24 protein-coding genes are annotated in these 26288 nt (G+C 70.0%); 19 read left to right on the top strand and 5 right to left on the bottom strand.

Annotated elements, in window-relative coordinates; translation table 11 throughout:
• Positions 1-116: 116 nt before the first annotated feature.
• The 12 genes from AC07PU_RS22190 to AC07PU_RS22245 all read left to right on the top strand — a co-directional run bounded on the left by AC07PU_RS22190 (position 117) and on the right by AC07PU_RS22245 (position 15123).
• A complete protein-coding gene (locus AC07PU_RS22190; RefSeq protein ID WP_495320555.1) occupies positions 117-1379 on the top strand; it encodes an aminotransferase class III-fold pyridoxal phosphate-dependent enzyme in 1263 nt (420 codons plus the stop codon).
• Positions 1380-1463: 84 nt separating this feature from the next.
• Positions 1464-2213 (top strand): GntR family transcriptional regulator, encoded by a 750-nt coding sequence (locus AC07PU_RS22195; RefSeq protein ID WP_093355890.1) that lies wholly within the window; start codon positions 1464-1466, stop codon positions 2211-2213.
• Positions 2210-3097, top strand: coding sequence for a transketolase (locus AC07PU_RS22200; protein WP_495320558.1), 888 nt, complete (start codon positions 2210-2212; stop codon positions 3095-3097). Before AC07PU_RS22195 ends, AC07PU_RS22200 begins: the two co-directional genes overlap by 4 nt.
• Complete coding sequence (locus AC07PU_RS22205; protein ID WP_495320560.1) at positions 3094-4140, top strand: transketolase family protein; 1047 nt, start codon at positions 3094-3096, stop codon at positions 4138-4140. The genes AC07PU_RS22200 and AC07PU_RS22205 overlap by 4 nt, the downstream gene beginning before the upstream one ends.
• A complete protein-coding gene (locus AC07PU_RS22210; RefSeq protein WP_495320562.1) occupies positions 4137-5594 on the top strand; it encodes an amidase in 1458 nt (485 codons plus the stop codon). The genes AC07PU_RS22205 and AC07PU_RS22210 overlap by 4 nt, the downstream gene beginning before the upstream one ends.
• A gap of 52 nt (positions 5595-5646) precedes the next feature.
• Positions 5647-7917 carry a penicillin acylase family protein gene (locus tag AC07PU_RS22215; RefSeq protein ID WP_495320564.1) on the top strand — a complete coding sequence of 757 codons (2271 nt, stop codon included), beginning with the start codon at positions 5647-5649 and terminating at the stop codon, positions 7915-7917.
• 208 nt (positions 7918-8125) lie between these two features.
• Positions 8126-9724 carry an ABC transporter substrate-binding protein gene (locus AC07PU_RS22220; RefSeq protein ID WP_490875576.1) on the top strand — a complete coding sequence of 533 codons (1599 nt, stop codon included), beginning with the start codon at positions 8126-8128 and terminating at the stop codon, positions 9722-9724.
• Positions 9725-9736: 12 nt separating this feature from the next.
• Positions 9737-10672: an ABC transporter permease gene (locus AC07PU_RS22225; RefSeq protein ID WP_495320567.1), complete on the top strand. Its 936-nt coding sequence runs from the start codon at positions 9737-9739 to the stop codon at positions 10670-10672.
• Positions 10673-10682: 10 nt separating this feature from the next.
• On the top strand, positions 10683-11558 hold the full coding sequence (locus tag AC07PU_RS22230; protein ID WP_495320569.1) for an ABC transporter permease: 876 nt from the start codon (positions 10683-10685) through the stop codon (positions 11556-11558).
• 10 nt (positions 11559-11568) lie between these two features.
• Positions 11569-12651, top strand: a complete 1083-nt coding sequence (locus AC07PU_RS22235) for an ABC transporter ATP-binding protein (RefSeq protein ID WP_495320571.1) — start codon at positions 11569-11571, stop codon at positions 12649-12651.
• The gene (locus tag AC07PU_RS22240; protein ID WP_495320573.1) at positions 12648-13640 is read left to right on the top strand and encodes an ABC transporter ATP-binding protein; all 993 of its coding nucleotides are present in this window, start codon (positions 12648-12650) and stop codon (positions 13638-13640) included. The genes AC07PU_RS22235 and AC07PU_RS22240 overlap by 4 nt, the downstream gene beginning before the upstream one ends.
• A 34-nt stretch (positions 13641-13674) precedes the next feature.
• Positions 13675-15123, top strand: a complete 1449-nt coding sequence (locus AC07PU_RS22245) for an amidase (protein WP_495320575.1) — start codon at positions 13675-13677, stop codon at positions 15121-15123.
• 22 nt (positions 15124-15145) lie between these two features.
• Here the strand turns inward: AC07PU_RS22245 and AC07PU_RS22250 are convergent, their stop codons facing one another.
• Positions 15146-17308: a LamG-like jellyroll fold domain-containing protein gene (locus AC07PU_RS22250; protein ID WP_495320577.1), complete on the bottom strand. Its 2163-nt coding sequence runs from the start codon at positions 17306-17308 to the stop codon at positions 15146-15148.
• A gap of 118 nt (positions 17309-17426) precedes the next feature.
• Complete coding sequence (locus AC07PU_RS22255) at positions 17427-18260, bottom strand: AraC family transcriptional regulator (protein ID WP_495320579.1); 834 nt, start codon at positions 18258-18260, stop codon at positions 17427-17429.
• A gap of 121 nt (positions 18261-18381) precedes the next feature.
• Between AC07PU_RS22255 and AC07PU_RS22260 the strand changes: the two genes are divergently transcribed.
• From AC07PU_RS22260 to AC07PU_RS22280, 5 genes are read left to right on the top strand one after another with little or no spacing between them, the layout of a single operon-like run.
• Positions 18382-20040, top strand: coding sequence for an FAD-dependent monooxygenase (locus tag AC07PU_RS22260; protein ID WP_495320581.1), 1659 nt, complete (start codon positions 18382-18384; stop codon positions 20038-20040).
• Entirely contained in the window at positions 20037-20438 is a 402-nt protein-coding gene (locus AC07PU_RS22265; protein WP_495320583.1) for a VOC family protein, read from the top strand. Before AC07PU_RS22260 ends, AC07PU_RS22265 begins: the two co-directional genes overlap by 4 nt.
• Positions 20435-21265: an alpha/beta fold hydrolase gene (locus tag AC07PU_RS22270; protein WP_495320585.1), complete on the top strand. Its 831-nt coding sequence runs from the start codon at positions 20435-20437 to the stop codon at positions 21263-21265. Before AC07PU_RS22265 ends, AC07PU_RS22270 begins: the two co-directional genes overlap by 4 nt.
• 12 nt (positions 21266-21277) lie before the next feature.
• On the top strand, positions 21278-22249 hold the full coding sequence (locus AC07PU_RS22275) for a Bug family tripartite tricarboxylate transporter substrate binding protein (RefSeq protein ID WP_495320587.1): 972 nt from the start codon (positions 21278-21280) through the stop codon (positions 22247-22249).
• Between the two features lie 2 nt (positions 22250-22251).
• Entirely contained in the window at positions 22252-22557 is a 306-nt protein-coding gene (locus tag AC07PU_RS22280) for a chorismate mutase (RefSeq protein ID WP_495320589.1), read from the top strand.
• A 30-nt stretch (positions 22558-22587) separates the two neighbouring features.
• Here the strand turns inward: AC07PU_RS22280 and AC07PU_RS22285 are convergent, their stop codons facing one another.
• On the bottom strand, positions 22588-23322 hold the full coding sequence (locus tag AC07PU_RS22285; protein ID WP_495320591.1) for an SDR family oxidoreductase: 735 nt from the start codon (positions 23320-23322) through the stop codon (positions 22588-22590).
• A gap of 37 nt (positions 23323-23359) precedes the next feature.
• A complete protein-coding gene (locus tag AC07PU_RS22290; RefSeq protein WP_208507990.1) occupies positions 23360-23614 on the bottom strand; it encodes an Atu4866 domain-containing protein in 255 nt (84 codons plus the stop codon).
• Between the two features lie 222 nt (positions 23615-23836).
• Here AC07PU_RS22290 and AC07PU_RS22295 point away from each other — a divergent pair, with 222 nt between their 5' ends.
• Together AC07PU_RS22295 and AC07PU_RS22300 are read left to right on the top strand one after the other, a co-directional pair.
• On the top strand, positions 23837-24724 hold the full coding sequence (locus AC07PU_RS22295) for a LysR family transcriptional regulator (protein ID WP_495320594.1): 888 nt from the start codon (positions 23837-23839) through the stop codon (positions 24722-24724).
• An 88-nt stretch (positions 24725-24812) separates the two neighbouring features.
• On the top strand, positions 24813-25361 hold the full coding sequence (locus AC07PU_RS22300; RefSeq protein ID WP_093355932.1) for a TetR/AcrR family transcriptional regulator: 549 nt from the start codon (positions 24813-24815) through the stop codon (positions 25359-25361).
• Positions 25362-25370: 9 nt separating this feature from the next.
• Here AC07PU_RS22300 and AC07PU_RS22305 read toward each other — a convergent pair whose 3' ends face one another.
• Entirely contained in the window at positions 25371-26228 is an 858-nt protein-coding gene (locus tag AC07PU_RS22305) for a LysR family transcriptional regulator (protein WP_495320596.1), read from the bottom strand.
• Positions 26229-26288 lie beyond the last annotated feature (60 nt).

Here is a 26288-nt window from a genome sequence, read left to right on the forward strand (position 1 = left end):
TTTCATGGGCGAAACCCGCGCGCCGGAGGCGCCGCGAACGCGATCCATCGGGTTTGCACTACATCAAACATGATATATCATGTGTCAAACTTCGAAAAAGCAGCCAAGGATCCCGCATGCCGTCCGTGTCTTCCGCCGCCTCTTCCCCTTTGTCGAACCGTCACGATCTCCAGCTCCGGCAGCGCGCCGCCAAGGTCGTGCCCGGCGGCATGACGGGGCACCTGAATGCGGCCTCGCTGCCCGCGGGCTATCCGCAGTTCTTCGAGCGCGGCCAGGGCTGCCGCGTCTGGGACGTCGACGGCAACGAATACATCGACTTCATGTGCAGCTGGGGTCCGAACCTGCTGGGCCATCACCATCCGGTGGTCGATGAGGCGGCGCGCAGGCAGCAGGCCCTGGGCGACTGTCTCGACGGCCCCACGGCGCGCTTCGTCGAACTGGCAGAGCGCTTCGTCGCGCGCAGCGCCCATGCCGACTGGGTGCTGTTCCAGAAGAACGGCACCGATGCCACCACCGTGTGCCTGATGGTGGCGCGCGCGGCCACGGGCAAGCGCAAGGTGCTGGTCGCGACCAAGGCCTATCACGGTGCCGATCCCTGGTGCACGCCGATCCCCCAGGGCATCACGCCCGAGGACCGCGCGCACCTGATCCACTACACCTACAACGACATCGCGAGTCTCGAGGCGGCTGTGGCCCAGGCGGGTTCGGACCTCGCCGCCATCGTCTGCGCGGCCTTCAAGCACGACCTGGGCATCGACCAGGAGCTGCCCACGCCCGCGTTCGCGCGCCGTGCCCGCGAACTCTGCGACCAGGCCGGCGCCGCGCTGATCCTCGACGAGGTACGCGCGGGCTTTCGCGTGCATGCGGGCGGCAGCTGGGAGACCGTGGGCGTGCGCCCCGACCTCAGCGCCTGGAGCAAGTCGATCGCCAATGGCTATGCACTCGCGGCCGTGACCGGTGTCGATGCGCTGCGCGAAGCGGCCACGCGCATCTACACCACGGGCTCGTTCTGGTCGGGCGGCGTGGCGATGGCCGCGGGCCTCGCGACGATCGAAGTGGCCGATGCACAGGACGTGGTGGGCCATGTGCGGGCCATGGGCCAGCGTTTCCGCGACGGCATCGCCGCGCAGGCCGCGAGCCATGGCGTGCCGGTGCGCCAGACGGGTCCGGCGGCGCTGCCGCTGATCCTGTTCGACGAAGACCCGGGCTTCGACAAGGGGGCGGTGTTCACGGTCGAGGCACTGCGCCGCGGCGTCTACCTGCATCCCAAGCACAACATGTTCCTGTCGCTGGCACACACCGTGCAAGACATCGATCGGGCCCTGCAGGCCACCGACGCGGCCTTCGCCGCCGTCGCAGCGCGCTTCGGCCACCGCTGAGCCACTCCCCCGTGTGAGTCCCTGAAACGCCGACGCCACAATAGCCGCGCGATTCACGCACCCGCACTCAAGGAGAGAGAAGCCATGGCAACCCCCGTCATCAACGTGGTCGAACGCACCAACCTCGCGAGCCAGATCTACGAGCATCTGCGTGAGCAGCTGATGTCGGCCACCTTCCAGCCGGGCCAGCGCCTGAAGATCCGCGACCTGGCCAAGACCATGGGCACCAGCGAGACGCCGGTGCGCGAGGCCCTGATCCAGCTCGTGCGCGACCGCGCGCTCGAGATGAAGGAGGGCTACTTCATCCGTGTGCGCCAGCTCACGCTGGCCGAGTACCTCGAGCTGCGCGACATCCGCTTCGCGCTCGAGCCGCTGGCGGCCGAGCGCGCCGTGCCCTTGCTCGACAACGCCACGATCAAGCAGCTGACGGAAAGCCATCGCCTGTTGGTGCGCGCGGAGAAGACCAAGGACTACCGCGCGGCCCTGCAGCACAACTTCGATTTCCATTTCGGCATCTACCGCCACTCGGGCATGCCGCAGCTCACCGAGCTGCTGGACCGCATCTGGGTGCAGGTCGGACCGATGCTGAACTTCCTCTACCCGCACGGCCATCCGACCTACGACGCCGAGCACCAGCACGTGAACGTGCTGCGCGGGCTGCAGCAGCGCGACACGGCGATGGTGCGCAAGGCCATCGAGGACGACCTGATCGAGGGCGGCCGCGACTTCGTGCGCGTGCTGAAGGAAATCGACGCCAATCCCGCGCGCGCCGAGGAACTGCTCGCGCTGCGCAACCAGCCACCCCCTTCCAGCAGAAAGAAAAGCCCGACATGACGGACCCCGGCAGCGCCCTGCACCCCACGGCATTCCCTCCCGACTGGCAACGCCGCGACCGCCTCGCGCTGCCCGTGCCGCAACTCCGGCGCGTGGCGCACACCTTGCGCCGCCAGGTCATCGAGCTCGTGCGCCGCCATGGCCAGGGCTATGTGCAGCAGGGCCTGGGCGCCGCCGAGATCTTCGCGATCCTCTACTTCCACGAGGCGCGCATCGACCCCGCCGACGCACGCTGGGAGGAGCGCGACCGCTGCATCCTCTCGACCGCGCACAACTCTGCGCTGTTCCATGCGGCGCTCGCGCTGCGCGGCATGATCCCCTCGGCCTCGCTCGACGACTACGTGAAGGACGGTTCGGCGCTCGAGATCAACGTCTCCGAGCGGCTCGGCCCCGTGGTCGAAGGCACCTTCGGCTCGCTGGGCCAGGGCATGTCGGTGGCCGCCGGCATGGCGCTGGCCTCGCGCATCCGCGGCATCGGCTACCGCGTGAACGTGGTGCTCGGCGACGGCGAGCTCGAGGAGGGCCAGGTCTGGGAGGCCGCGATGCTCGCGGGCTCCGAGGGCCTGCACAACCTCTGCGTGGTGCTCGACCTCAACTGGATGCAGGTCGAGGGCCACACCGACAGCGTGCTGCGCCTCTCGCCCATCGCTGACAAGTTCCGCGCCTTCAACTGGCAGGTGATCGAGCTCGACGGCCACGACCTCGAGGCGCTGCTCGCGGCCTTCGCGGCCGCGCGCGGGCAGACCGCGCGGCCGACCATGATCGTCGCCACCACGGTGCCCGGCAAGGGCGTGAGCCTGCTCGAGGGCGTGATCAGCCACAACGCGAAGCTGCCGGCCGAGGTGGCCGACGCGGCGCTGCGCGAACTGGGAGAGATGGCATGAACGCGAACATCAAGGCGCCGGCGCGCACGCTCGAGGTCGAGGACTTCACGCAGGGCGGTGCCCACACCGCGATGTCGGCCGCGCAGTCGACGGGCGCATCTTCGGTGCCGCGCTACTACGGCGAGGCGCTGCTGGCACTCGCGCGCGAACGCCGGAATATCGTCGCCCTGTCGGCCGACCTCACCTCGTCGACCGAGACCGACATCTTCCGCGACACTTTCCCCGAGCGCTTCCTGAACCCCGGCATCGCCGAGGCCAACATGTTGGGCGTGGCCGGCGGCCTCGCGCGCAGCGGGCTGCAGGCCTGGGTCCACACCTTCTGCGTGTTCGCCACGCGCCGGCCCTTCGACCAGATCGCGATGCAGGTCGCCTACCCGCGCACCGACGTCAAGATCGTCGGCTTCCTGCCGGGCCTGTCGACCATCCTCGGCGTGAGTCACCAGGCGATCGACGACATCGCGCTGATGCGCGCGCTGCCGAACATGACGGTGATCGAGCCCTCGGGCCCGGCGCAGGTACCGGCCGCGGTGCGTGCCGCGGCCGACCACAAGGGGCCGGTGTACCTGCGGCTGCTGCGCGCGTCCGCGGCCCTGCCCGAAGGCACGCCCTGGGAGCCGCTCGAGCTCGGCCGCATCCAGCCGCTGGACGACGGCGATGGCGAGGCGCTGATCGTCGCGAGCGGCCTGATGGTCGAGCCCGCGAAGGCGGCGGCGCGCGCGCTGCGCGCGCAGGGCATCGCGGTCGCCGTGGCCAACGCGCACACGCTCAAGCCTTTCGACGAGGCCTTCATCCAGCGGCAACTCGCGCGCCGGCGCCTGATCGTGACGGTGGAGAACCACTCGATCGTCGGCGGCCTGGGCTCGGCCGTGGCCGAGGTGCTGGCCGAGGCCGGTGCCGGCACGCGGCTGGTGCGTCTGGGCGTGCGCGACCGTTTCGCGCAGGGCGCGTCGATGCCCTGGCTGTTCGAGCGCCACGGCCTCACGGCGCAAGGCATCGCCGACGCGGTGCGTGAGGCATTGGCGTCGGGCGAGAAGACGCGATGAGCGACACCGTGCTGGTGCCCGAGCTCTGCCGGCTGCCCGCGCGCGAGCTGGCCGCGCTGATCCGGCGCCGCGCGCTGTCGTCGCGCGAGGTGGTGAGCGCCTTCCTGCAGCAGGTCGATGCGCTCAATCCGCGCTTCAACGCGATCGTCTCGCGCGTCGAGCGCGAGCAGGTGCTGGCCGAGGCCGACGCGGCCGATGCGGCGGTGGCGCGCGGCGACGCGCTGGGCGCGCTGCATGGCCTGCCGCAGGCGATCAAGGACACGGCGCCGGTGCGCGGCCTGCGCTCCACCTTCGGTTCGCCGCTGTTCGCCGAGCACCTGCCGGCGGCCGACGCGATCATGGTCGAGCGCATGCGCGCGGCCGGCGCCATCTTCATCGGCAAGACCAACGTGCCCGAGTTCGGCCTGGGCTCGCACACCTACAACCCGGTGTTCGGCGCCACCGGCAATGCCTGGGACCCGCGCTTCAGCGCCGGCGGCTCCAGCGGCGGCACCGCGGTGGCGCTCGCGCTGCGCATGCTGCCGGTGGCCGATGGCGCCGACATGGGCGGCTCGCTGCGCAACCCGGCGGCCTTCAACAACGTGCTGGGGCTGCGGCCCTCGCAGGGGCGGGTGCCGTTCTGGCCGCGCGGCGATGCCTTCGCCGGGCAACTGACCACCGAGGGCCCGATGGGCCGCAGCGCCGACGACCTGGCGCTGCTGCTGTCGGTGCAGTCGGGCTACGACGCGCGTGCGCCGCTGTCGCTCGACGGCGCGGTGCCTGACTGGCACGACCGCCTCGAACGAGATTTCGCCGGTGCGCGCATCGGCTGGCTCGGCGACCTCGGCGGCCACCTGCCGTTCGAGCCCGGCATCCTCGCGCTGTGCGAAGCGGCGCTCGCGCGTTTCGGCGATGCGGGCCTGCGGGTCGAACCGGTGCGTACCGACTTCGACTGGGAGCGCGTCTGGCACGCCTTCACCGTGCTGCGCCAGTTCATCATCGGCGGCAAGCATGGCGCGCACTACGACGTGCCGGCCTCGCGCGCGCTGCAGAAGCCCGAGCTGCAATGGGAGATCGAGCAGTACCGCCGGCTCTCGGCCGACGACCTCTACCGCGCCGCGCTCGACCGCACCGCCTGGTACGACTGCCTGCTGGGCCTGTTCGAGCGGCACGACTTCCTCGCGCTGCCGACCGCGCAGGTCTTTCCCTTCGCGATCGAAGAGCACTGGCCGCGCGAGATCGCGGGCCGTGCCATGAGCAGCTACCACCGCTGGATGGAGGTGGTCACGCCCGGCACGCTGTCGGGCTGCCCGGTCATCAGCCTGCCCGTGGGCTTCGATGCGCGCGGCCTGCCGATGGGCATGCAGATCATCGGCCGCCCGCGCGACGACCTGTCGGTGCTGCAGCTCACCCACCTCTACGAAAGCCTCAGTCCCTTCCTGCGGATGGCGCCGCCCGCGCTGCGCATGGATTGAGGGGCGGGCTCCCGCACACACACAGAACGAACGAGACAAGGAGCGCCACCCGATGAACCCGACCCGCCCGCTCAAGGGACTGCACGCCCCGGTGGACCTGTGGCGCGATGCCTGGGGCATTCCGCATCTGCGCGCCGCCAATGCCGACGACGCCTTCTTCGCGCTTGGCCATGTGCATGCGAGCGACCGCCTGTGGCAGATGGACGCGCTGCGCCGCCGCGCGATCGGCCGCTATGCCGAATGGATCGGCCCGGCCGCGCTGCCGATGGACATGCTGGTGCGCCGGCTCGGCCTGGCCGAGTGCAGCCGCCGCGACCTCGCCGCGCTCGGCGCGCCCGCGCGCGCGATGCTCACGGCCTACACCGCGGGCGTGAACGCCTTCATCGCCGAGGGCCAGCTGTCGCCCGAGTACGCGCTGCTCGGCGAGACGCCCGAGCCCTGGGAGGAATGGCACAGCATCGCGGTGCTGCGCCAGACCGGGCTGCTGCTGAACTCGGTCTATCCGAAGCTGTGGCGCGCCATCGCGCTGCCGGTGATCGGCGCCGAGGCGATCGACCGCCTGCGCATGGACGACGGCGGCGAGGAGCTGGTCTGCCTGCCGCCCGGTTCGCTGGCCGGGCGCCTGTCGCCCGACATGGCCGAGCTGGCCGATGCCATCTCGGCCTTCATCGGCGAGGCCGACACCGAAGCGGCCGGCGGCGGCAGCAACAACTGGGCGGTGCACGGCAGCCGCACGCGCAGCGGCCGGCCGCTGGTGGCCGGCGATCCGCACCGTGTGCTCGACATGCCCAACATGTACCTGCAGTGCCACCTGGCCTGCGATGCCTTCGACGTGATCGGCCTGACCTCGCCGGGCGTGCCGGGCTTTCCGCACTTCGCGCACAACCCCGACGTGGCGTGGTGCGTGACGGTGGCCTTCGTCGACACGGCCGACGTCTACCTCGAGCGCTTCGCGGACGAGGGCCGGCGCTACCTGCGCAGCGACGCGCCCGGCGGCGGCGATGCGCAATGGGCCGAGGTCGAGCGCCGCGTGGAACGCATCCGCGTGCGCGGCCAGGCCGACGTGGACTGCGAGATCCTCGTGACCGCGCGCGGCCCGGTGGTGGCCGGCGATGCGAAGAGCGGCAGCGCGCTGGTGCTGCGCCACTCGGCCGACGTGGAGGCCGACCGCTCGCTCGACTGCATGCGCCCGATGATGGAGGCGCGCAGCGTCGATGCGCTGTTCGAGTCGGTGCGCGGCTGGGGCCTGGTCGACCACAACCTGGTGGCCGGCGACACGCAGGGCCACATCGGCCACCATGTGCGCGCCAAGGTGCCGCGGCGCGCGGCCGCCAATGGCTGGCTGCCGGTGCCGGGCTGGCTCGACCGCCATGCCTGGAAAGGCTGGATCGACTGGGAACGCATGCCGCGCCAGATCGATCCCGAAGCGGGCCTCATCGTCACCGCCAACAACCGCGTGGTCGAGCGCCACGACGACTATCTCTGCACCGACTGCCATCCGCCGCATCGCGCGCAGCGCATCTGGCAGCTGCTGGCGGCGATGGAAGCGGCCGATGTCGCCGGCATGGAGGCCGTGCACCGCGACACGCTGAGCCTGCCGGCGCGCGAAATCTGTGCGCGGCTCGCACCGTTGGCGCTGGCCGATGCCCCGTCGCGTGCATTGCGCGACCGCCTCGTGGCCTGGGACGCGCGCCTCGAGGCCGACTCGCAGGAAGCCGATGCCTATGTTTCGCTGCGCATGGCGCTGGCGCGCGCGGTGGCGCGGCGCAGCGGGCTCGCCGCGCTCGACGTGAGCCGGCAGCGCACCGTGCCGCCCGGCCTCGCGATCGACTACCAGCTCGGCTGGTGCGTGCCGCAGTTGCTGCGTGCCGACGATCGCGCGCTGCTCGGCGGCGCGGGCTGGGACGAGGTGCTGACAGAGGCCCTGGCCGAGGTCGCGCGCCTGCCGGTGGCGGCATGGGGCGAGCGGCACCGGCTCGAGCTGCGCCATCCGCTGGCGCCGGTGTTCCCCGCCGAGCCCTTGGTGGCGCCGCGCGACATGGGCGCGATCGGCGGCGACAACGAAACCGTCTTCACCACCGGCTACCTGCCGCACCTGGGCCTGCACGCGCACTACGCCTCGCTGGCGCGCTACGTGTTCGACGTGGGGCAGTGGGAGGCCTGCCGCTGGATCGTGTTCCACGGCGCGGCCGGCGATCCGCGCGATGCGCACTACGCCGACCAGAGCGACACCTGGCGGCGCGCGGAAACGGTGCCGATGCACTACGACTGGCGCACCGTCGCGGCCGAGGCCGCTTCGCACACGCGGCTCACACCGGCCTGAAGCCGCGGCGCGCGAGCGCCGCCGGCATCGCGAGCACGGCGCCTGCCGCAAGGTCGGCGCAAAAAAGAGAAAGCGCGCACAGCTCTTGCATGGGAGATGCCCGGATTGTCTTCGTTTGACACATGATATATCGTGTATCAAATTTCATATCGAGAGATTTCCAGCGTTTTTCCACGAACCCTCGAAGCCCCTGAAAGGAACCCGGCTCATGAAGAATTCCCCTCCCCTGTACGCACGGCTCGCCGGCTGGGCGGTGGCATGCGCGATGGGCGCGGCCGCGACCGCCGTGTGCGCGCAGAACGCACCCGCGCCGGCCAAGACCCTGCGCATGGCGATCAACAACGACCTCAAGGTGGTCGACCCGCTGTTCAGCAACACCTACGTGACGCGCGACTACGGCTACATGGCCTTCGACACGCTGTTCTCGCGCGACAGCAAGGGCGAGCCCAAGCCGCAGATGCTCGAGCGCTTCACGCAGTCGCCCGACAACAAGGCCTGGACCTTCACGCTGCGCCCGAGCCTGAAGTTCTCCGATGGCAGCGCCGTGACATCGGCCGACGTGGTGGCCACGCTGCAGCGCTGGGCCAAGCGCGCGACCATGGGCCTGCTGCTGGCCGATTCGGGCGCGGAGTGGAAGGTGGTCGACGACAAGACCTTCTCGCTGCAGCTCAAGGAAGGCATGGGCCAGGTGCCGCTGATCCTCGCCGCCAAGACGCTGTTCATCGTGCCCGAGAAGCAGGCCAAGGCCTTCCCCGACGCGCCGATCCCCGAACCCATCGGCTCGGGCCCGTTCATCTTCAAGCGCGACGAATGGATCCCCGGCAACCGCATGGTGTTCGTGCGCAATCCCAACTACGTGCCGCGCAGCGAGCCGGCCGACGGCCTGGCCGGCGGCAAGCGCGTGAAGCTCGACCGCGTCGAGTGGCGCTACATGCCCGATGCCAACACCTCCACCTCGGCGCTGAAGAACGGCGAGGTCGACATCGTCAACGTGGTGCCGCCCGACTACCAGGCCGCGCTGCGCACCGACGCCAACGTGCGGCTGGCGCAGACCGGCATCTGGCAGCCGTTCATGGTGGCCAACACGCTGGCGCCGCCGTTCAACAACCCGAAGGCGCGCGCGGCGCTGATGCACCTGGTGAACCAGGAGGAGATCCTCGCGGGCATGGGCTTCACGCCCGAGCCCGGCAAGTCCTTCTACTGCCCGGCCGTGTTCATGTGCGGCGCGCCCAACGAGACCGCCGCGGGCGCCGAGACGTTCAGGAAGCAGGACTTCGAGAAGGCCAAGGCGCTGCTCAAGGAGGCCGGCTACAAGGGCGAGAAGATCGTGTTCCTGCAGCCCACCGACGGCACGCAGTCGATGGCCGCGCTGATCTGGATCCAGTACCTCAAGAAGGCCGGCCTGAACCTCGACGTGCAGGTGATGGACCAGTCCTCGGTGCTGGCGCGCGTCTACAAGAAGGAAGGCCCGGCGCAAGGCGGCTGGAGCCTCTACCTCACGGCCTCGAAGAATGCCGACGTCGACACGCCGCTGACCAACGGCTGGGTGCTCTCGTCGTGCAAGGGCAGCGTGGTGCCGGGCTGGCCCTGCGACGCCAAGATCGACGAACTGCGCGACGCCTGGATCCGCGAGGGCGATGCCGCCAAGCGCAAGCAGCTGGTCGACAACCTGCAGCGCCGCTTCTATGAAGCGCCGCCCTACATCCCCTACGGCCAGTACCCGGCCACCTTCGCGGCGCGCAAGGACGTGAAGGGCACCGAGCTGTTCGGCATGGGCATCCCGATCATGTGGAACGTCGAGAAGTAAGGGGACCGCGGCATGGAATATGTGATCCGGCGCGTGCTCGCCACGGTGCCGGTGATGCTGGTGGTGTCGGTGATCGTGTTCCTGCTGATCCACCTCGCCCCCGGCGACCCGGTGCTGCTGATCGTCGGCGACTTCGCCACGCCCGAGCAGATCGCGCAGACGCGCGCCGCCCTGGGGCTGGACCAGCCGCTGTGGCACCAGTTCGTGGTCTGGGTCGGCAACGTGGTGCGCGGCGACTTCGGCGTCTCGCTGTTCAACCAGATGCCGGTGTCGCAGCTGCTGGGCCAGCGCATCGGCGCCACGCTGTCGATCGCCTTCTTCACCATCCTGGTGGCGGTGCTGCTGTCGATCCCGCTGGGCGTGCTCGCGGCCTACCGCGCCGGCAGCTGGATCGACCGGCTGGTGATGGTGTTCGCGGTGTGTGCGTTCTCGATGCCGGTGTTCCTCACCGGCTACCTGCTGGTCTACACCTTCGCGCTCAAGCTGCAGTGGCTGCCGGTGCAGGGCTACCGCGGCATCGCCGAGGGCGTGCTGCCCTGGCTCAGGCACCTGGTGCTGCCGTGCCTGAACCTCGGGCTGCTCTACACCGCGCTGCTCACGCGCATGACGCGCGCCTCGATGCTCGAGGTGCTGCACGAGGACTACATCCGCACCGCGCGGGCCAAGGGCCTGGGCGTGCTGCCGGTGCTGGGCCATGCGCTGCGCAACGCGGCGATTCCGATCGTCACCACCATCGGCGTGGGCATCGCGCTGCTGCTGGGCGGCGTGGTGGTCACCGAGACCGTGTTCTCGATCCCCGGACTCGGCAGCCTGGTGGTCGACGCGGTGCAGCACCACGACTACCCGGTGATCCAGAGCCTGCTGCTGCTGTCGGCGGCGGCCTATGTGCTGATCAACCTGCTGGTCGACCTGAGCTACAGCCTGTTCGACCCGCGCATCCGCTATTGAGGCCCCGCGAATGACCGAAGCCATCCTGAACCCCGGCGCCGCGCGGCGCCCTCCCTCGCCGGCGCTGCGGCTGCTGCGCAAGCACTACACGCTGATCCTCGGCGTGCTGATCCTGCTGGTGGTGGTCACGGCCGCGCTGGGCGCGCCGTGGATCGCGACCCACGATCCGCAGGCCATCAACCCGATTGCGCGCATGAAGCCGCCGTCGGCCGACCACTACTTCGGCACCGACGCGCTCGGGCGCGACACCTTCAGCCGCGCCGTCTGGGGCGCGCGCGTCTCGCTCGTGACCGGCGCCTCGGTGGCGCTGCTGGCCACGCTGCTGGGCGTGCTGCTCGGCCTGCTGGCGGGCTTCGTGCGCTGGACCGACGGGCCGATCATGCGCGTGATGGACGGCCTGATGGCGATCCCCGGCATCCTGCTGGCGATCGCGCTGATGGCGCTCACCAAGGCCAGCCTGACGACGGTGATCGTCGCCATCACCGTGCCCGAGGTGCCGCGCATGGTGCGGCTGGTGCGCGCGCTCTCGCTGTCGCTGCGCGAGCGGCTCTACGTGGAGGCCGCGCATGCGCTGGGCACGCGGCTGCGCACCATCCTGTGGCGGCACGTGCTGCCCAACATCCTGGCGCCGCTGCTGGTGCAGGCCACCTTCATCGCCGCGTCGGCCGTGCTGGCCGAGGCCGCGCTGTCCTTCCTCGGCGTCGGCGTGCCGCCGCAGGTGCCGAGCTGGGGCAACATGATCTCGGAAGGCCGCAACCTGATCGCGATCGTGTTCTATCCCATCGTGTTCCCGGGCCTGCTGCTCGGTCTCACGGTGCTGGCGATCAACCTGCTGGGCGACGGCCTGCGCGATGCGCTCGACCCGCACGTGGCACGCCAGCTCTGAGGACATGTCCATGAACGACACCCCCCTGGCCGCCAAGGGCGCGGCGCACCGCGCGGGCGATGCGCCGCTGCTCGAGATCGACGGCCTGCACACCTACTTCGACACCCTGGCCGGCGAGGTGCGCTCGGTCCACGGCGTCTCCTACCGCGTCGAGGCCGGCCAGACGGTCGGCGTGGTCGGCGAGTCGGGCTGCGGCAAGAGCGTGACGGCGCTGTCCGTGATGCGGCTGATCCAGACCCCGCCCGGGCGCTTCGCCGGCGGCGCCATCCGCTACCGCGGCACCGACCTGCTGAAACTCGGCGAGGCCGAGATGCGCCGCATTCGCGGCAACCGCATCTCGATGATCTTCCAGGAACCGATGACCTCGCTGAACCCGGTGCTGACCGTGGGCCGGCAGATCGCCGAGACCGTGATGCTGCACCAGCAGGTGGGCCGTCGCGAGGCGCTGGCGCGCGCCACCGAGATGCTGCGGCTGGTGCAGATCCCCGAGCCGCAGCGGCGCGTGAACGAGTACCCGCACCAGCTCTCGGGCGGCATGCGCCAGCGCGTGATGATCGCGCTGGCCCTGGCCTGCCATCCCGAGCTGCTGATCGCCGACGAGCCGACCACCGCGCTCGACGTGACGATCCAGGCCCAGATCCTCGAGCTGCTGCGCGGCCTGCAGCGCGAGCTCGGCATGGGCATCGTGATGATCACGCACGACCTCGGCGTGGTGGCCGAATGCTGCGACCGCGTGGTCGTGATGTATGCGGGGCGCAAGGTGGAGGAGGCCGACGTGCTCGACCTGTTCGAGCGGCCGCTGCATCCCTACACGCGCGCGCTGATGGCCTCGATGCCCTCGATGAACACCCACAGCGCGCGGCTGACCGAGATCCCCGGCATCGTGCCCTCGCCGCACGAGGCGGTGCACGGCTGCGCCTTCGCGCCGCGCTGCGGCTTCGCGAGCGAGCGCTGCCGCAACGAGGTGCCACCGCTCGAGGAACACGGCGCGGGCGCGTCGCACCTGTCGGCCTGTTTCCATGTCGAGGAGCTGGTGCGCCAGACCGAAGTACCGACGGCCCAGGCTGTCTTGCTGCAGGAGGCCGGCGCATGAGCACGAACGCGACAACCGAGGCGGGCACGCCCCTGCTCGAGGTGCGCGACCTGCGCAAGCACTACCAGTCGCCGGGCTCGTGGATCTCGCGGCGCAAGGCCTCGAAGGTCTATGCGGTCGATGGCGTGTCCTTCTCGGTGGCCGCGGGCGAGACGCTGGCGCTGGTCGGCGAGTCGGGCTGCGGCAAGACCACCACCGGCAAGTCGATCCTGCGGCTGATCGAGCCGACCTCGGGCACGGTGCGGCTCAACGGCCGCGACCTGCTCTCGCTCGACGCGGGCGCGATGCGCGAGCAGCGGCGTGAGATGCAGATCATCTTCCAGGACCCCTACGCCTCGCTCAATCCGCGCATGACCGCCGGCGAGCTGGTGGCGGAGCCGCTGCGCAACTTCGGCGAGTCGAACGGCGCGCAGCGCAACGAGCGCGTGGCCTGGCTGTTCTCGAAGGTCGGCCTGCGGCCCGAGGCCATGAAGAAGCTGCCGCACGAGTTCTCGGGCGGCCAGCGCCAGCGCCTGGGCATCGCGCGCGCCCTGGCGCTGAACCCGAAGCTGATCGTCTGCGACGAGCCGGTGTCGGCGCTCGACGTGTCGGTGCAGGCGCAGGTGATCAACTTGCTGACCGACCTGCAGGCCGAGTTCGGCATCGCCTACCTGTTCGTCGCGCACGACCTCGCGGTGGTGCGCCACATCAGCCACCGCGTGGCCGTGATGTACCTCGGCAAGATCGTCGAGATCGCCGGGCGCGACACGCTGTTCAGCGCGCCGCTGCACCCCTACACCGAGATCCTGCTGTCGGCGGTGCCCGTGCCCGATCCGCGCGTGCGCACGCAGCGCCGGCTGCTCAAGGGCGATCCGCCCAACCCGGCCGCGCCGCCCTCGGGCTGCCGCTTCCACACGCGCTGCCCGATGGCGCAGGCGCGCTGCGCCGAGGAGGAGCCGGTGCTCGAACAAAAGACGGCGGGCCAATGGGTGGCCTGCCATTTCCGCTGACTGCAAATCCACTCACACAAGGAAAGCGATACCGATGATTGCCGAATACGACAAGCTCGATGCCGTGGCCATGGCCGACCTGGTCCGCCGCCGCGAGCTCAAGGCCGAGGAACTGCTCGACGAGGCCATTGCCCGCACCGAGGCGCGCGACACCGTGCTCAACGCCGTCACCACGCGCTTCTTCGATCTCGCGCGCGACCGCATCGCGCAGGGCCTGCCCGACGGCCCGCTGCGCGGCGTGCCCTTCCTGCTCAAGGACCTGGGCGTGTTCTACGCCGGCACCAAGACCACCAGCGCCTCGCGCCTGTTCGCCGACTTCAGCTCGCCGATCGACAGCACCCTGGCCGAGCGCTACGTGCGCGCCGGCCTCGTGATCTTCGGCAAGTCGAGTCTCTCGGAGTTCGGCATCAGCGCCACCAACGAGCCCGAGATGTTCGGCCCCTGCCGCAACCCGTGGAGCCTGGAGCACACCACGGGCGGTTCGAGCGGCGGCGCGGCCGCGGCCGTGGCCGGCGGCATCATCCCGAGCGCGCACGCGGCCGACGGCGGCGGTTCGATCCGCATCCCCGCTTCGCACTGCGGCCTGTTCGGCCTCAAGCCCACGCGCGCGCGCGTGCCGCTCGGCCCGCACATCAGCGAGAGCTGGGCCGGCATGACCATCCACCACGTGGTGACGCGCTCGGTGCGCGACAGCGCGGTGCTGCTCGACGTCTCGCAGGGCGCCGCGCCCGGCGATCCCTACTGGGCACCGCCGCCCGCGGCCTCGTATCTCGAGCTGACGAAGCGCGATCCGCAGCGCCTGCGCATCGCCGTCTCGCTCAAGTCCTTCGAGGCCGTGACGCTCGATCCGCAGGTGCGCGCCGGCGTCGAGAACGCGGCGAAGCTGTGCGAATCGCTGGGCCACCAGGTCGAGTGGGTCGATCCTGCGCTGGATGACGTGATCTCCGACGACGAGTACCTGCAGTGCCGCGCCGACATCATCCACGCCAGCATGTACACCTCGCTGCTGCGCCGCAACCGGCAGCTCGGCCGCGATTTCAGCGGCCGCGACCTGCAGCGCGTGACCGCGCTGTTCGCCGAGGCCGGCCGCGAGGTGAGCGCGCAGACCTACCTCAACGCCATCCAGACCCTGCAGCGCGCGAGCCGCGCGCTGGGCCAGCAGTTCGAGAAGTGGGACGTGCTGCTCGGACCCGTCTGCGCCACGCCGCCGCACAAGCTCGGCGAGGTCGACATGGAGAGCACCGACCTCGCGACCTACAAGGCCATCGCGCGCAGCCACACGGGCTACACCTCGATCTGGAACGTGGCCGGCAACCCCGCGATGTCGGTGCCGCTGCACTGGTCAAAGGAAGGCCTGCCGATCGGCGTGCAGTTCACGGGGCGCTTCGGCGCGGAGGACACGCTGTACCAGCTCGCGGGGCAGATCGAGCGCGAGGCGCCGTGGGCGGACCGCAGGCCGGAAGCGTTTCCGGCCACGGCCTGAGGTCGTCTCGCGCCCGTAGCGCCTAGCGCCGCGCGGTGAGCCACTGCGACGGCGTCAATGCCGCCGCGACCACGCGCACCTCGCCGATGTTGCCGAAGAAGCCATCGGCGCGGTCGCCGTCCCACGAGCCGCCGCCCACCACCCAGGGCGAGCTCGCCGACAGCGTGGCCAGGCCGGGGATCGCGGCGGCGTTGCGCAGCACCGGTGCGCCCTCGACGTACATGGTGGTGTCGTGCGAGACCGGGTCGTTCACGATGGCGATGTGCACCCAGCGGTCGGCGATCACCTCGCCCGACCAGTTGGCCTTGGGCTCGCGCCGGCCCGCGGGGCTCGGCACCACCTCCCACTGCACTTCGCGCAGGCTCGAGATCGCGAACAGCATCGGCGGCGATTCGCCGTCGCCGCCCGCATAGCCCGCGAGGTCGCCGCGGCGGCCGTCGCGCGTCATGATGTTCATCCACGCCTGGTTGCCGCTGGTCCAGCTCTTGTCGATCTTGACGAAGGCCTCGACCGTGTAGCCGTTCTCCAGCGTCTGCGCATTGATCGGCGCGCTGGCGTCGGTGAGGAAGTAGCTCAGGCGCGGCGTGTTCTTGTTGGTGTTGAGGAAACGCACCGAGCCCGGCGCCGCCGACAGGTGATGCCGGTCGTCGGTCCAGACCACGTCGCCATTGGCCGCGCCCTTCACGCCGCCCTGGTCGAGCGCATCGCGGTGCAGCGGGTTGTTGCCCGTGACGTCGGCCACCACCGTGCCCGGCAGCACCGGCTGGTTGAGCGCGCCGCCGAAGAAGCGCCAGTGCGCCAGCGTGTTCGCGACCTTCGGATAGTCCTCCGCGTCGGCGGCGGGGCGCTGCGCGACGGTCTCGGGATCCTTGTAGTTGGCGAGGATCATCGCGCGCGCCTTGTCGACCAGCGAACCCTCGATGACCGCGCTGCCGCTGCCGAAGGTCTTGTTGAAGCCGGCGAAGCGCTGCGCGAAATCCATTTCGATCTCAAAGGCCTCGTTGGGCGTGGTCAGCACCGCCTGGTCGAAGGTGTTGAGCGTGGCGGCCGGCTTCTGCGGTACCCACGGCGAGAACGACAGCACCTTGATCTTCTTGTTCGTCAGGTCGAACTCGTAGAGGCGCATCAGGCCGTTGCCGCCCTGGTAGGCCATCTGGTAGTCCACCACCATCTCCTCGACCTTGTGGCCGAAGTCGTTGGTCTTCGTGAGGTGCGCGGCGCCGTGGTGGTGGCCGTTGAGCGTCATGAAGATCTGGTCGTTGTCGCGGATCAGCTTCTCCCACAGCATCTTGCCGTAGTCGGTCTCGAGCGGGCTGGTGCCGTCGGCATCGATGTTGAGCAGCTGGTGGTTCGACAGGATCACCGGCAGGGTCGGGTTCTTCGCGATCACCTGGCGCGCCCAGGCGATGCCCGCGGCGGAGATGCGCCAAGACAGCGACAGCACCATGAACTTCTGGCCCTGCGCCTCGAACACGTGGTACTCGTGGAAACCGCTCGGGTCGCGTCCGCCGAAGGTGGCCTGCTTCTTCGCGCGCTCGGTGCCGAACCACTGGATGTAGGGCTCCTTGCTCGGGTCGCGGTCGGCGTCGGTGCCGCCGACCGGATCGACGCCGTAGTCGACGTCGCGCAGCACGTCGTGGTTGCCGGCCAGCACGCTGTAGGGCAGCTTCGCGTCCTCGAGCAGCTTCATCGCCGCATCGGCCACCTTCCACTGGTCGGGCTTGCCGACCTGGTCGACCACGTCGCCGAGATGGATGGTGAAGGGGATGTTGAGCGCCTTGGCGTTGTCGGCGATCCACTTCGTCTGCGCGGCGAAGGGCGCGCTGCCGAAGCGCTTGTCGTACTGGTCGCTCTCGGCCGCGGTGGCGTAGCGCGCGTAGAACTGGGTGTCGGGCATCACGGCCAGCGCGAAGCTCGAGATCTTCGCGGCGACCGCTGGCGCCGGTGCCGGCGCGGGGGCTGCCGGGGCGGGCGCGGGCAGGGCGCCCAGCACCGGCGAACCGCCGCCGCCACCGCAGGCGGCGAGCAGCGCGCCGCTGCCGCCGAGGGTCAGCAGCGAGGCGCCGAGCTTGAGCAGGTCGCGCCGCGGCGGCGTGGTGGATTCGGGAGCGGGGGCCGGATGCGGCGTGGAAGGCGAGGCGTCGCGCGGCGAGGTCGTACCGCGCGGATCGTCGGAGAAATTCATTGCAAGCTGAACGAAAGGATGAAGGCGCGCAGCGTAGGAAGACGGGGTGACGTGGGCGTGTCAGCGGCGTGACGCTTGCGGCTGTCATGAAGATCGCGCCAGGCTGGCGACGCGGGTCTTACTGGGCCTTGATGTAGCGCGCCGGCGGCACGCCGAAGTGCCTGCGGAACATCGCGATGAAGCTGCTGGGCGTGGCATAGCCGAGCGCATCGGCGACGCTGCCCACGCTGGCGCCTTGGGTCAGTTGCTCCATGGCGGCCATCAGCACCGCCTGCTCGCGCCAGTGGGCGAAGCTGATCTGCACCTCCTCCTGGAACAGCCGGCTCAGCGTTCGCGCGGACAGGCCCGCCCATGCGGCCCACTGCTCGCGCGTGCGCGGATCGGCCGGGTCGTCGAGGATCGCCGCGGCAATCCGTTGCAGCCGGCGGTCGCGCGGCATCGGCAGCTGCATGCGGTCGTGCGGCGCCGCGGCCAGTTCATCGATCAGCACGGCCATCAGCCGGCCCTGCGCGGCGGACAGGGCCGGTTGCGAGGTCCACTCGACGGCGCGCGCCACGATGCTTTCGACGAGATCGTTGACCTCGATGACGCACGGCCTGTCGGGCAGGACCTTGCTCGCCGCGGGCGACAGGTAGAGGTTCCAGGTGTGGGTGACGCCGTTGCTGTTGACGGCATGCCGCTCGCCGGGAGGCACCCAGGCCGCGCGCCGCGGCGGCACGGCCCAGGCGCCGCGTTCGGTGCGCACCTGGAGCAGGCCGTCGGCAATGCACATCAGCTGGCCGCGGTGGTGCTGGTGCCAGCGCCCCTCGTGCTTGGCGTTGCGGCCCGAGAACGAGGGCATGTTGGCGGCCGAGATGGCGAGCACGCGATGGCCGCCGCGGCGGTCGCCGAGTTCGTTGAGCGCCTGCCTGTAGGCGAGCAGGGTCGGAAACGACAGAGGCGCACCATTCATGGCCCGATCTCGCTATTTGTTTGCAGCCCCACGCTACCGCGGGATGCACTGCCGGTGAGAGATTCCATCTGTCCTGCGGGAACGCAGGCAGATGTTCCACCCGTTATAGCGAATTCGAGCCATGAAACCCATCCCCCTCGCGCCAGCACCGAACACCACGGCCGTCTTCATCGTCGGGGGCGGGCCGAGCGGCCTGGCCATGGCGCTGCTGATGGACCGCTTCGAGATCCCCTTCGTGCTCGTGGAGCGCAATGCCGGCCTGACCGATCATCCGCGCGCCCGCGGCGCCTGGGTGCGCACGATGGAGCTGTTTCGCCAATGGGGCATCGAGCGCGCGGTCAAGGCCCGGGGCCTGCCCGACGACGCGAACGGCTTCGCCTTCGTGACGTCGATCGCCGGCCACGAGTACGGGCGCGTTCCGCGCGAGATCGACCTCGGCCAGACCCCGGCCTGGAAATGCACGGTGTCGCAGGACGTGGTGGAGGACGAGCTGTTCCAGGTGGTGCGTCGCTCGCGCTGGGGGCGCGTCTGCCACGGCACCGAGTTCCTGCGGCACGAGGAGGTCGCGGAGGGCATCCATGCCTTCACGCGCGACACGGCCACCGGCGAGGAGACGCGCTGGTCGGCGCGCTATCTGGTCGCGGCCGATGGCGCAGGCAGTGGCCTGCGCCGCCAGATGGACATCGCCATGACTGGGCCCGCGAGCCTGGCGATCATGAACAACGACTACTGGCAGGGCGATCTGTCGCACCTGCCCAGCGTGCGGCAGGTCGGCGTGTTCCGGATCATGCCGGACGCGCCGGACGTCGTGCCCGCCAGCGTGCTCAACACCAACGGCGCGGACCGCTGGCTGACGGTGACGAGGGTGGGCGAGGGGCACGACCAGACCCCGCCGCAGCGCAGCGACGACGAGGTCGTGCGGCTCGCGCGCGCCCACTCCGGCATCCCCAACCTGGACGTCAAGATCATCAACCGTTCGGTCTGGCGCGTGAGCAAGCAGGTCGCCGCCAGCTATGCACGCGGGCGCGCCTTCCTGATCGGCGACGCGGCGCACCGCTTTCCTCCCACCGGTGGCTATGGCATGAACACCGGCATCCAGGATGCGCACAACCTCGCCTGGAAGCTCGCGCTGGTGCTGCGCGAGCAGGCGGGCGAGCGCCTGCTCGACAGCTACGACGCCGAGCGGCGCCCGATCGGCCAGGCCAACGCCAACTTCAGCCATGGCAACACCGTGCGCTTCATGAAGATGGAGGAGGCCTTCCAGGCGCGCAATCTCCAGGCCATCAACTTCTGGATCAAGGACGTGGTGCACCACAGCCACAGCATCGGGCTGGGCCTGGGATTCGCCTACGAGGACGGCGCGCTGGTGCCCGACGGCACGGCCTCGCGCGGCCTCACGCTGGGCCGCTACGACCCGTCGGACCGGCCCGGTGGCCGCTTCCCGCACCTGTGGCTGGACCTCGCGCGGCAGCGCTCGACGCTGGACCTGTTCGATCGCGACTTCGTGATCGTGCACGGTCCCCGGTCCGCCGACTGGGCCGCGGCTGCCCTGGACGTGGGCCGGCGCCTGGGTGTCACGGTGCGCACCTTCCAGCTCGATGCCGTGGATCCGCGCGATGGACTGGACATGAGCCTCCATGGCGCGGTGCTGGTGCGCCCCGACGGCCATGTCGCCTGGCGCATGCCGTGGGTGCCGCAGGACCCCGCGGCCAGCCTGGCGCAGGCGCTGGCGCGCATCCTCGCCCTCGGCGATGCCACCGCGTTGCGGAGGGTGGCATGAACGCGCTCGTGCATGGGCTGCACCACTTCACCTTGCGCTGCGATGCCGAGGATCTGGACGGGCTGCGCGACTTCTACGTGCGCGCGCTGGGCCTCGTGCCGGGCGCGCGTCCGGACCTGAAGTTCGCGGGCTGCTGGCTGTACGCCGCAGGCCGGCCCGTCGTGCATCTCTATGCCTCTGGCCGGGCCGCGAGTCCGGAGGCCGTTGCACTGGACCACATCGCGTTTCGCGCCAGCGGGCTCGCCGCGACCCGGCGCCGGCTGAATGTCGAAGGCATCGGCTACACGGAGGCCCCGGTGCCGGGATGGACCCTGCATCAGCTGTTCATCCGCGATCCGCTCGGCCTCAAGCTCGAGTTGACCTTCGACCTAGCCGAAGAGGCGGGGGATGCGCCATGACGCGGTTCGCGGATCTGCGAGCCTCGCGCACCGCCTACGAGATCCAGGGCAGCGGCAGCGCGATCCTGCTCGTTCATGGCGCCGAGGCCAACCGCGAAAGCTTCTCGGCGTTGTCGCTGGCGCTGTCGTCGCAAACAGAGGTGCCGCTGTGCGTGGTCAGCTACGACCAGCGCGAGTGCGGCGACACCGTGAGCGATGGTGGCCCGCACGGCATTCCGGACCTTGCAAGCGACGGCGTGGAACTGATGGCCCGCCTGGGTTTCGAGCGCTTCGCCGTGATGGGCACCTCGCTCGGCGGCCGGATCGCACAGGCATTGGCCATCGCCTTCCCGGAGCGGGTCGAGGCACTGTGCCTGGTCAATACCTGGCCGCTCGACCGAACGCTGGCGCAACTGAGCCCCGCGGGGGTGGATCGCCTGCGCAGGCTTCGCGAGGGGCTGCCCGCCACGGCACTGGAGCTTGCCGCGATGTTCTACACGCCGGCGCATGCGGCCCGGCATCCCGCCCTGGCCCGGCGCTTCGCGCATCCGAAGAGCGGATCGCGCCGCGGCGCGCTCGCGCTCGAGGTTCACGCGCTCGCGCCCGCAAGGATCGGGGCTCCGACACTGTGCATCGCCGGGGAAGAAGACCAGGTGGTGCCGATCGCCGTGATGCGCGCGCTGGCCGATCGCATCGGCCATGCGGCATTCGAGGCCGTGCCGGACGTCGGGCATTCGATGGCGGTGCAGGCGCCGGATGCGCTCGCCGCGCTGATCGCGCACTTCCTCTCGCGGCAGCAGGCCGGCGCCCGTTCGCCCGATGCAACCGATTCGTCCCGCAACTCCTGAAAGGTCCAGCCCATGTCCACGTTCGCATCGAGTCGCCGCAGTCTCGTCAACGCACTCGCCTGCCTGGCGCTCGCGGCGCCGTTCGCCGAGGCGACGGCCCAGCAGACGGTGCGCGTCGTCGTGCCCTTCGCGGCGGGCAGTTCGACCGACCAGCTGGCGCGGCAACTGACCGAGGCATTGCGCGAGGTCAACGGCAACCGCTATCTCGTCGAGAACAAGCCGGGCGCGAGCGGCATCATCGGCTCGTCCGACGTCCACAAGGCCGTGCCGGACGGCACCACGCTGCTCATGACCACCGGCGGCCACGCCACCAATGCCGTGCTGTACGAGAAGCTGCCCTACGATTCGCTCAAGGGCTTCACGCCGATCTCGCAGCTCACCGTGACCGCCGGCTTCCTGCTGATGGTGCCGGCCGGTTCGCCGTACCGAACGCTCGAGGAACTGGTGGCCGCCGCCAAGGCCGGTCCCGGCACGATCAGCTATGGCTCCGCGGGGAACGGCAACACGACCCATCTGGTGGGCGCACTGTTCGAGAAGGCGGCGGGCATCAAGCTGATCCACGTCCCCTACAAGAGCACGCCGATGAACGACCTCATCGCGGGACACATCGACCTGCTGTTCTGGGGCTCCGGTTTCGCGACGCCGATCATCCAGCAGGGCAAGGCGCGCGCGCTCGCGCTGGCCGGAGACAGGCGCGTGGACGAACTGCCCGAGGTGCCGACGCTCGGCGAGAAGGGCTTGCGCGGTGTCGACGTTCCGGCCTGGGCCGGGTTGTTCGGTCCTCCGGGCATGTCCGCGGAAACGGCCGACAGGATCCAGCGCGAGGTGGCGAAGGCGATGCAGAGCCCGACATTCGTGAAAGCCTTCAACACGCCCGGCACGTTCAAGCTGGCATCGACGCCGACCCAGTTCGGCGACTCGCTGGGCAAGGAGATCGTGCGGTTGCGCCGCGACATCGCGCCGCTGGGCATCCGGATGGACTAGCCGTGCACGACGTGGACGCCGAACTCGCGCGGCTGCGCGGCGAGATCGATGCCATCGATGAACAGGTGGGCGCCTTGCTCGCGCATCGGTTCGCCAGGACCGATGCGCTCGGTGCCTTCAAGGCGCTGGCTGGTGAGGCGGCCGTCGATCCGCGGCGCCAGTTGCAGCGCAGGCAGCTGCTCCACGAGATGGCCGGTCGGCATCGGTTGCCGCTGGATCTCGTGGTCGGCCTCTTCGACAGGATCAAGGAAGAAGTGGTGCGCCGCCATCGGGCGGCCGGGTGCGGCGATCGCGCGCCGGACGCCTGAAGCGGCGCCCGGCGCGCGTCGAAGCGACGCTCAATGCGCGCTGGCAGTGGGCCGAATGACGATCTCGCTCGTATCCACGTCCTCCGGCTGCGAGATCGCGAAGTCGATGGCGCGCGCGATCGCCGATGCGCTGATCGCCACCTTCCTGAACTCCTTCATCTCCTCGCGGCCCTTCTGGTCCGAGATGGTGTCGGCCAGTTCCGACTCGGTCACGCCCGGGCTGATCGTCGTGACGCGGATGTCCTGATGCTCCTGCCGCAGGCCCTCGGAGAGGGCCCAGACCGCGTACTTGGTCGCGCAATAGACGGCGGCCGTGGGCGAGACGGCGTGCGCCCCGATCGACGCGACGTTGACCACGTGGCCCGCGCCCTGCTTCTGCATCGTGGGCAGCACGGCGGCAATGCCGTGCAGCACGCCGCGGATGTTGACGTCGATCATCCGGTCCCACTCGTCGAGCTTGAGCGAGGCGAGCGGCGACAGGGGCATGACGCCGGCGTTGTTGACGATGACGTCGATGCGGCCGAAGCGCGCGATGGCGTGGGCCGCGAAGGCCTGCACGTCCTCGCGCCGCGTCACGTCGAGTGCGCGCGCCTCGGCGATGCCGCCGGCGGCGACGATGTCCGCGACGATCCGGTCCAGCCGCTCGGTGCGGCGGGCGCCGAGCAGCACGGTGGCGCCGTTCTTCGCGAGCAGGCGGGCGGTGGCTTCGCCGATGCCGCTGCTGGCGCCGGTGATGAGGACGATCCTGGAAGTCTTGGCGTTCATGGTTGGGTCTTTCTAAGGTTGGAAACGAGGGTTCGGGTCATCGGGTGCTGGCAGGCGCGCCGCGCCGCAGCACCATCCCGCCGTGATGCAGCACGCCGTCGATGAAGTCGCCATCGGCCGTGAAGCCCGTGTCGTCGACGTACTCGATGTGGTTGCCTTCGACGACGTAGCGGCCGCGGTAGGCGCTCTCGCGGCTGCCGCGCGCCTCGTCGTAGCGGCCGTTGGGCAGCAGCTGATGGCGCACGTGGCCGTCGCCGGTCACCCACATGCCGAGGTAGGGATGGGTTGTCATGTCCGATTCCTTTGGAGATCGAGCCTGGGCTCGGTAAGGGGCGGCGAGGGCCGTGCCAAGGGCCAGGAGCCCGAGGGCCAGCAGACCGCGCCGCGTGGGTTTCCGGCGGTTGCGAGCCGCTGGAGAAAGGGTGGTTCGTGAAGTCATGGGCGGACTTTAGGAAGGCGCGACGGTTAGGAGAACTCCCCGAGCGCTGACTGCGCCGGTTAGCATTACTAACCAATGGATGCCGACTTCAACCTGTTGCGCTTCTTCCTCGCGGTCGCGAAGGAGCAGAACTTCCGCGCCGCGGCGGACCATCTGGGCGTGACGCGTTCGGCCGTCAGCCAGGGCATCCGGCGGCTCGAAGACAGCCTGGGCATCGCGCTGGTCCAGCGCTCGACGCGCCACGTGCGCCTGACCGAGGCGGGCGAAGCGCTGCACCGGCAGATTGCCGAGCCCCTGTCGACGGTCGGCGCGGCGCTGGAAGAGGCCGCGGTCGAAGGCCCTTCGCGCGGCGTGCTCCGGGTCGCCGTGACCTCGATCGCCGAGCGCTTCCTCTCGGGTCCGCTGATCAGCACTTTCGCGACGGCCCATCCCGGCGTGACGCTCGACGTGACCGTGACCGACGACGAGTCGGACATCGTCGCCGCGGGCTTCGATGCCGGCGTGCGGCTGGGCGAGGTCATCGAGCAGGACATGGTGGCGGTCCCGCTCACCGGGCCGCAGCGCCAGATGGTCGTGGCGAGTCCGGCCTACCTGGCCGCGTACGGCGTGCCGACGCATCCGCGCGAGCTGCTCGCGCACTGCTGCATCGGATGGCGGCGTTCGCCCAAGGAAGCGCCGTACCGCTGGGAGTTCCGCGAGGACGGGCGCGACTTCGCGCTGACGGTGGCGCCGAGGATCACGACCAACGACATGCTGCTGATGATCCGCACCGCGCTGGCGGACACCGGCATCACGATCGGCATGGAGGAGACCTTCCGGCCCTACATCGAGCGTGGCGAGCTGGTCTCGGTGCTCGACGATTTCCTGCCGAGCTTCGCGGGCTTCTTCCTGTACTTTCCGAGCCGCCGGAACCAGCCGCGCAAGCTGCGCGCGCTGGTCGATCACGTGAAGTCGTTCGCGTAGCACTGAGCGCGGCGGGGCATCGGTCGGGTCTGTACCGACTCGAACGGAAGTCGACTGCTTCGGTCGGACCCTGCGCTAGACTGCCCGCATGCTCAGGCCGACCAAGTCCCAGATGAATGCCCGGATCGTCGATTGCGCCGCCGGCCTGTTCGCCAAGCATGGGTTCGAGAACACCTCGCTGCAGCAGATCGCGGATGCGATCGGCTATTCGAAGACGGGGCTGCTCTATCGCTACCCGAGCAAGAAGGCGATCTACGAGGCGGGCTTCCAGGCCGGGCGCGACCACGTGACGGCGTTGCTGGCCAGCGTCGAAGGCATGCGCCCCGGCATCCGGCGCGACCGCACCGTCGTCGCTTCCTATGTCGACTTCACCTTCGAATGGCCGGGCGTGTCGGCCTTCGCCAACCGGCTCTCGGGCGCCGAGGAGAGCACCGAGCCGCAGCTCATGGAGATCGCGCTGCTGATCTACCAGGCGCTCGGCACCGATCCGTTCAAGGCCAAGGCGCAGCGCATCGTGCGCATCACGCTCGCGTTCTCCGGCCTGGGCATCGCGGCGATCTCGGCCGTTCGCCTGGGTCAGCAGAAGGAATGGCGCGACGACATCATCGCGTCGGCGATGAATGCGCTGGGCCACTGAGCACGGTCGCTAGAGCGTCGGCAATGTCGCTCGCAGGTGATCGGCGAATGCCGCCGCCATGGCCGTCGCGGGCTCGAGGCTGAATTCGACCGCCAGCCCGATCGTGGGCAGCGCGGGCAGCACATCGCCGGTCTCCAGAATCTGCAGGTCCGGCGGCACGGCGGACCGGGTGAGCACCGCGATGGCCTGGCCCGAGCGCACGATGGCCAGCAGGCCCGAGATGCTGGCGCTGGCATAGGCCAGCCGGTAGCGGCGCCCGGCGGCATCGAGTTGCTCGCAGGCCACGCGATGGTCCAGCGTGTCGGGGTCGGACAGCGCGAGCTGCAGCGGCTCGCACGCCGCCGCGAGGTCATGCCGCAGGCCGACCCACACCAGCGCTTCGTGGCGAATCACGGGAAGCTTGCGCTCTGCGCCGATGGTGGAGACCAGCGCGAGGTCGAGCGTGTGCTTCCTGAGCTGGTCGTCGAGCCGGGCGGTCGGCGCGCAGAACACCTCCACACGCACCTGGGGATGCCGGTCCGCGAAGCCGCGCAGGATCTGCGGCAGGAAGGCGACGGCGTAGTCCTCGGGGCAGCCGAAGCGCAGCGTGCCCGACAGCGTCGCGCCCGAGATTTCGGCCAGCGCCGCATCGTGATGCTGGAGGATCGTGCGCGCATGGCCCAGCAGGCGTTCCCCGTGCAGCGTGGGCACCACGCCGCGGCCGGTGCGGTGCAGCAGCGGCTGGTTCAGCGTCTCCTCGAGCTTCTTGACCTGCATGCTCACCGCGGCCTGCGTGCGGCCGATGCGGGCCGCGGCCTGGCCGAGCGTGCGCGCCTGCGCAATCGCCACGAAGGTGCGCAGCAGGTCGATGTCGAGATGGCGGTTCAAGGCATGGCGATTTCTGGGGTGCGCGATTTTCGTACCGATTCGGTCTGATTGCAACCACAG

The sequence above is a fragment of the Variovorax sp. GW821-FHT10D07 genome (assembly GCF_059415325.1).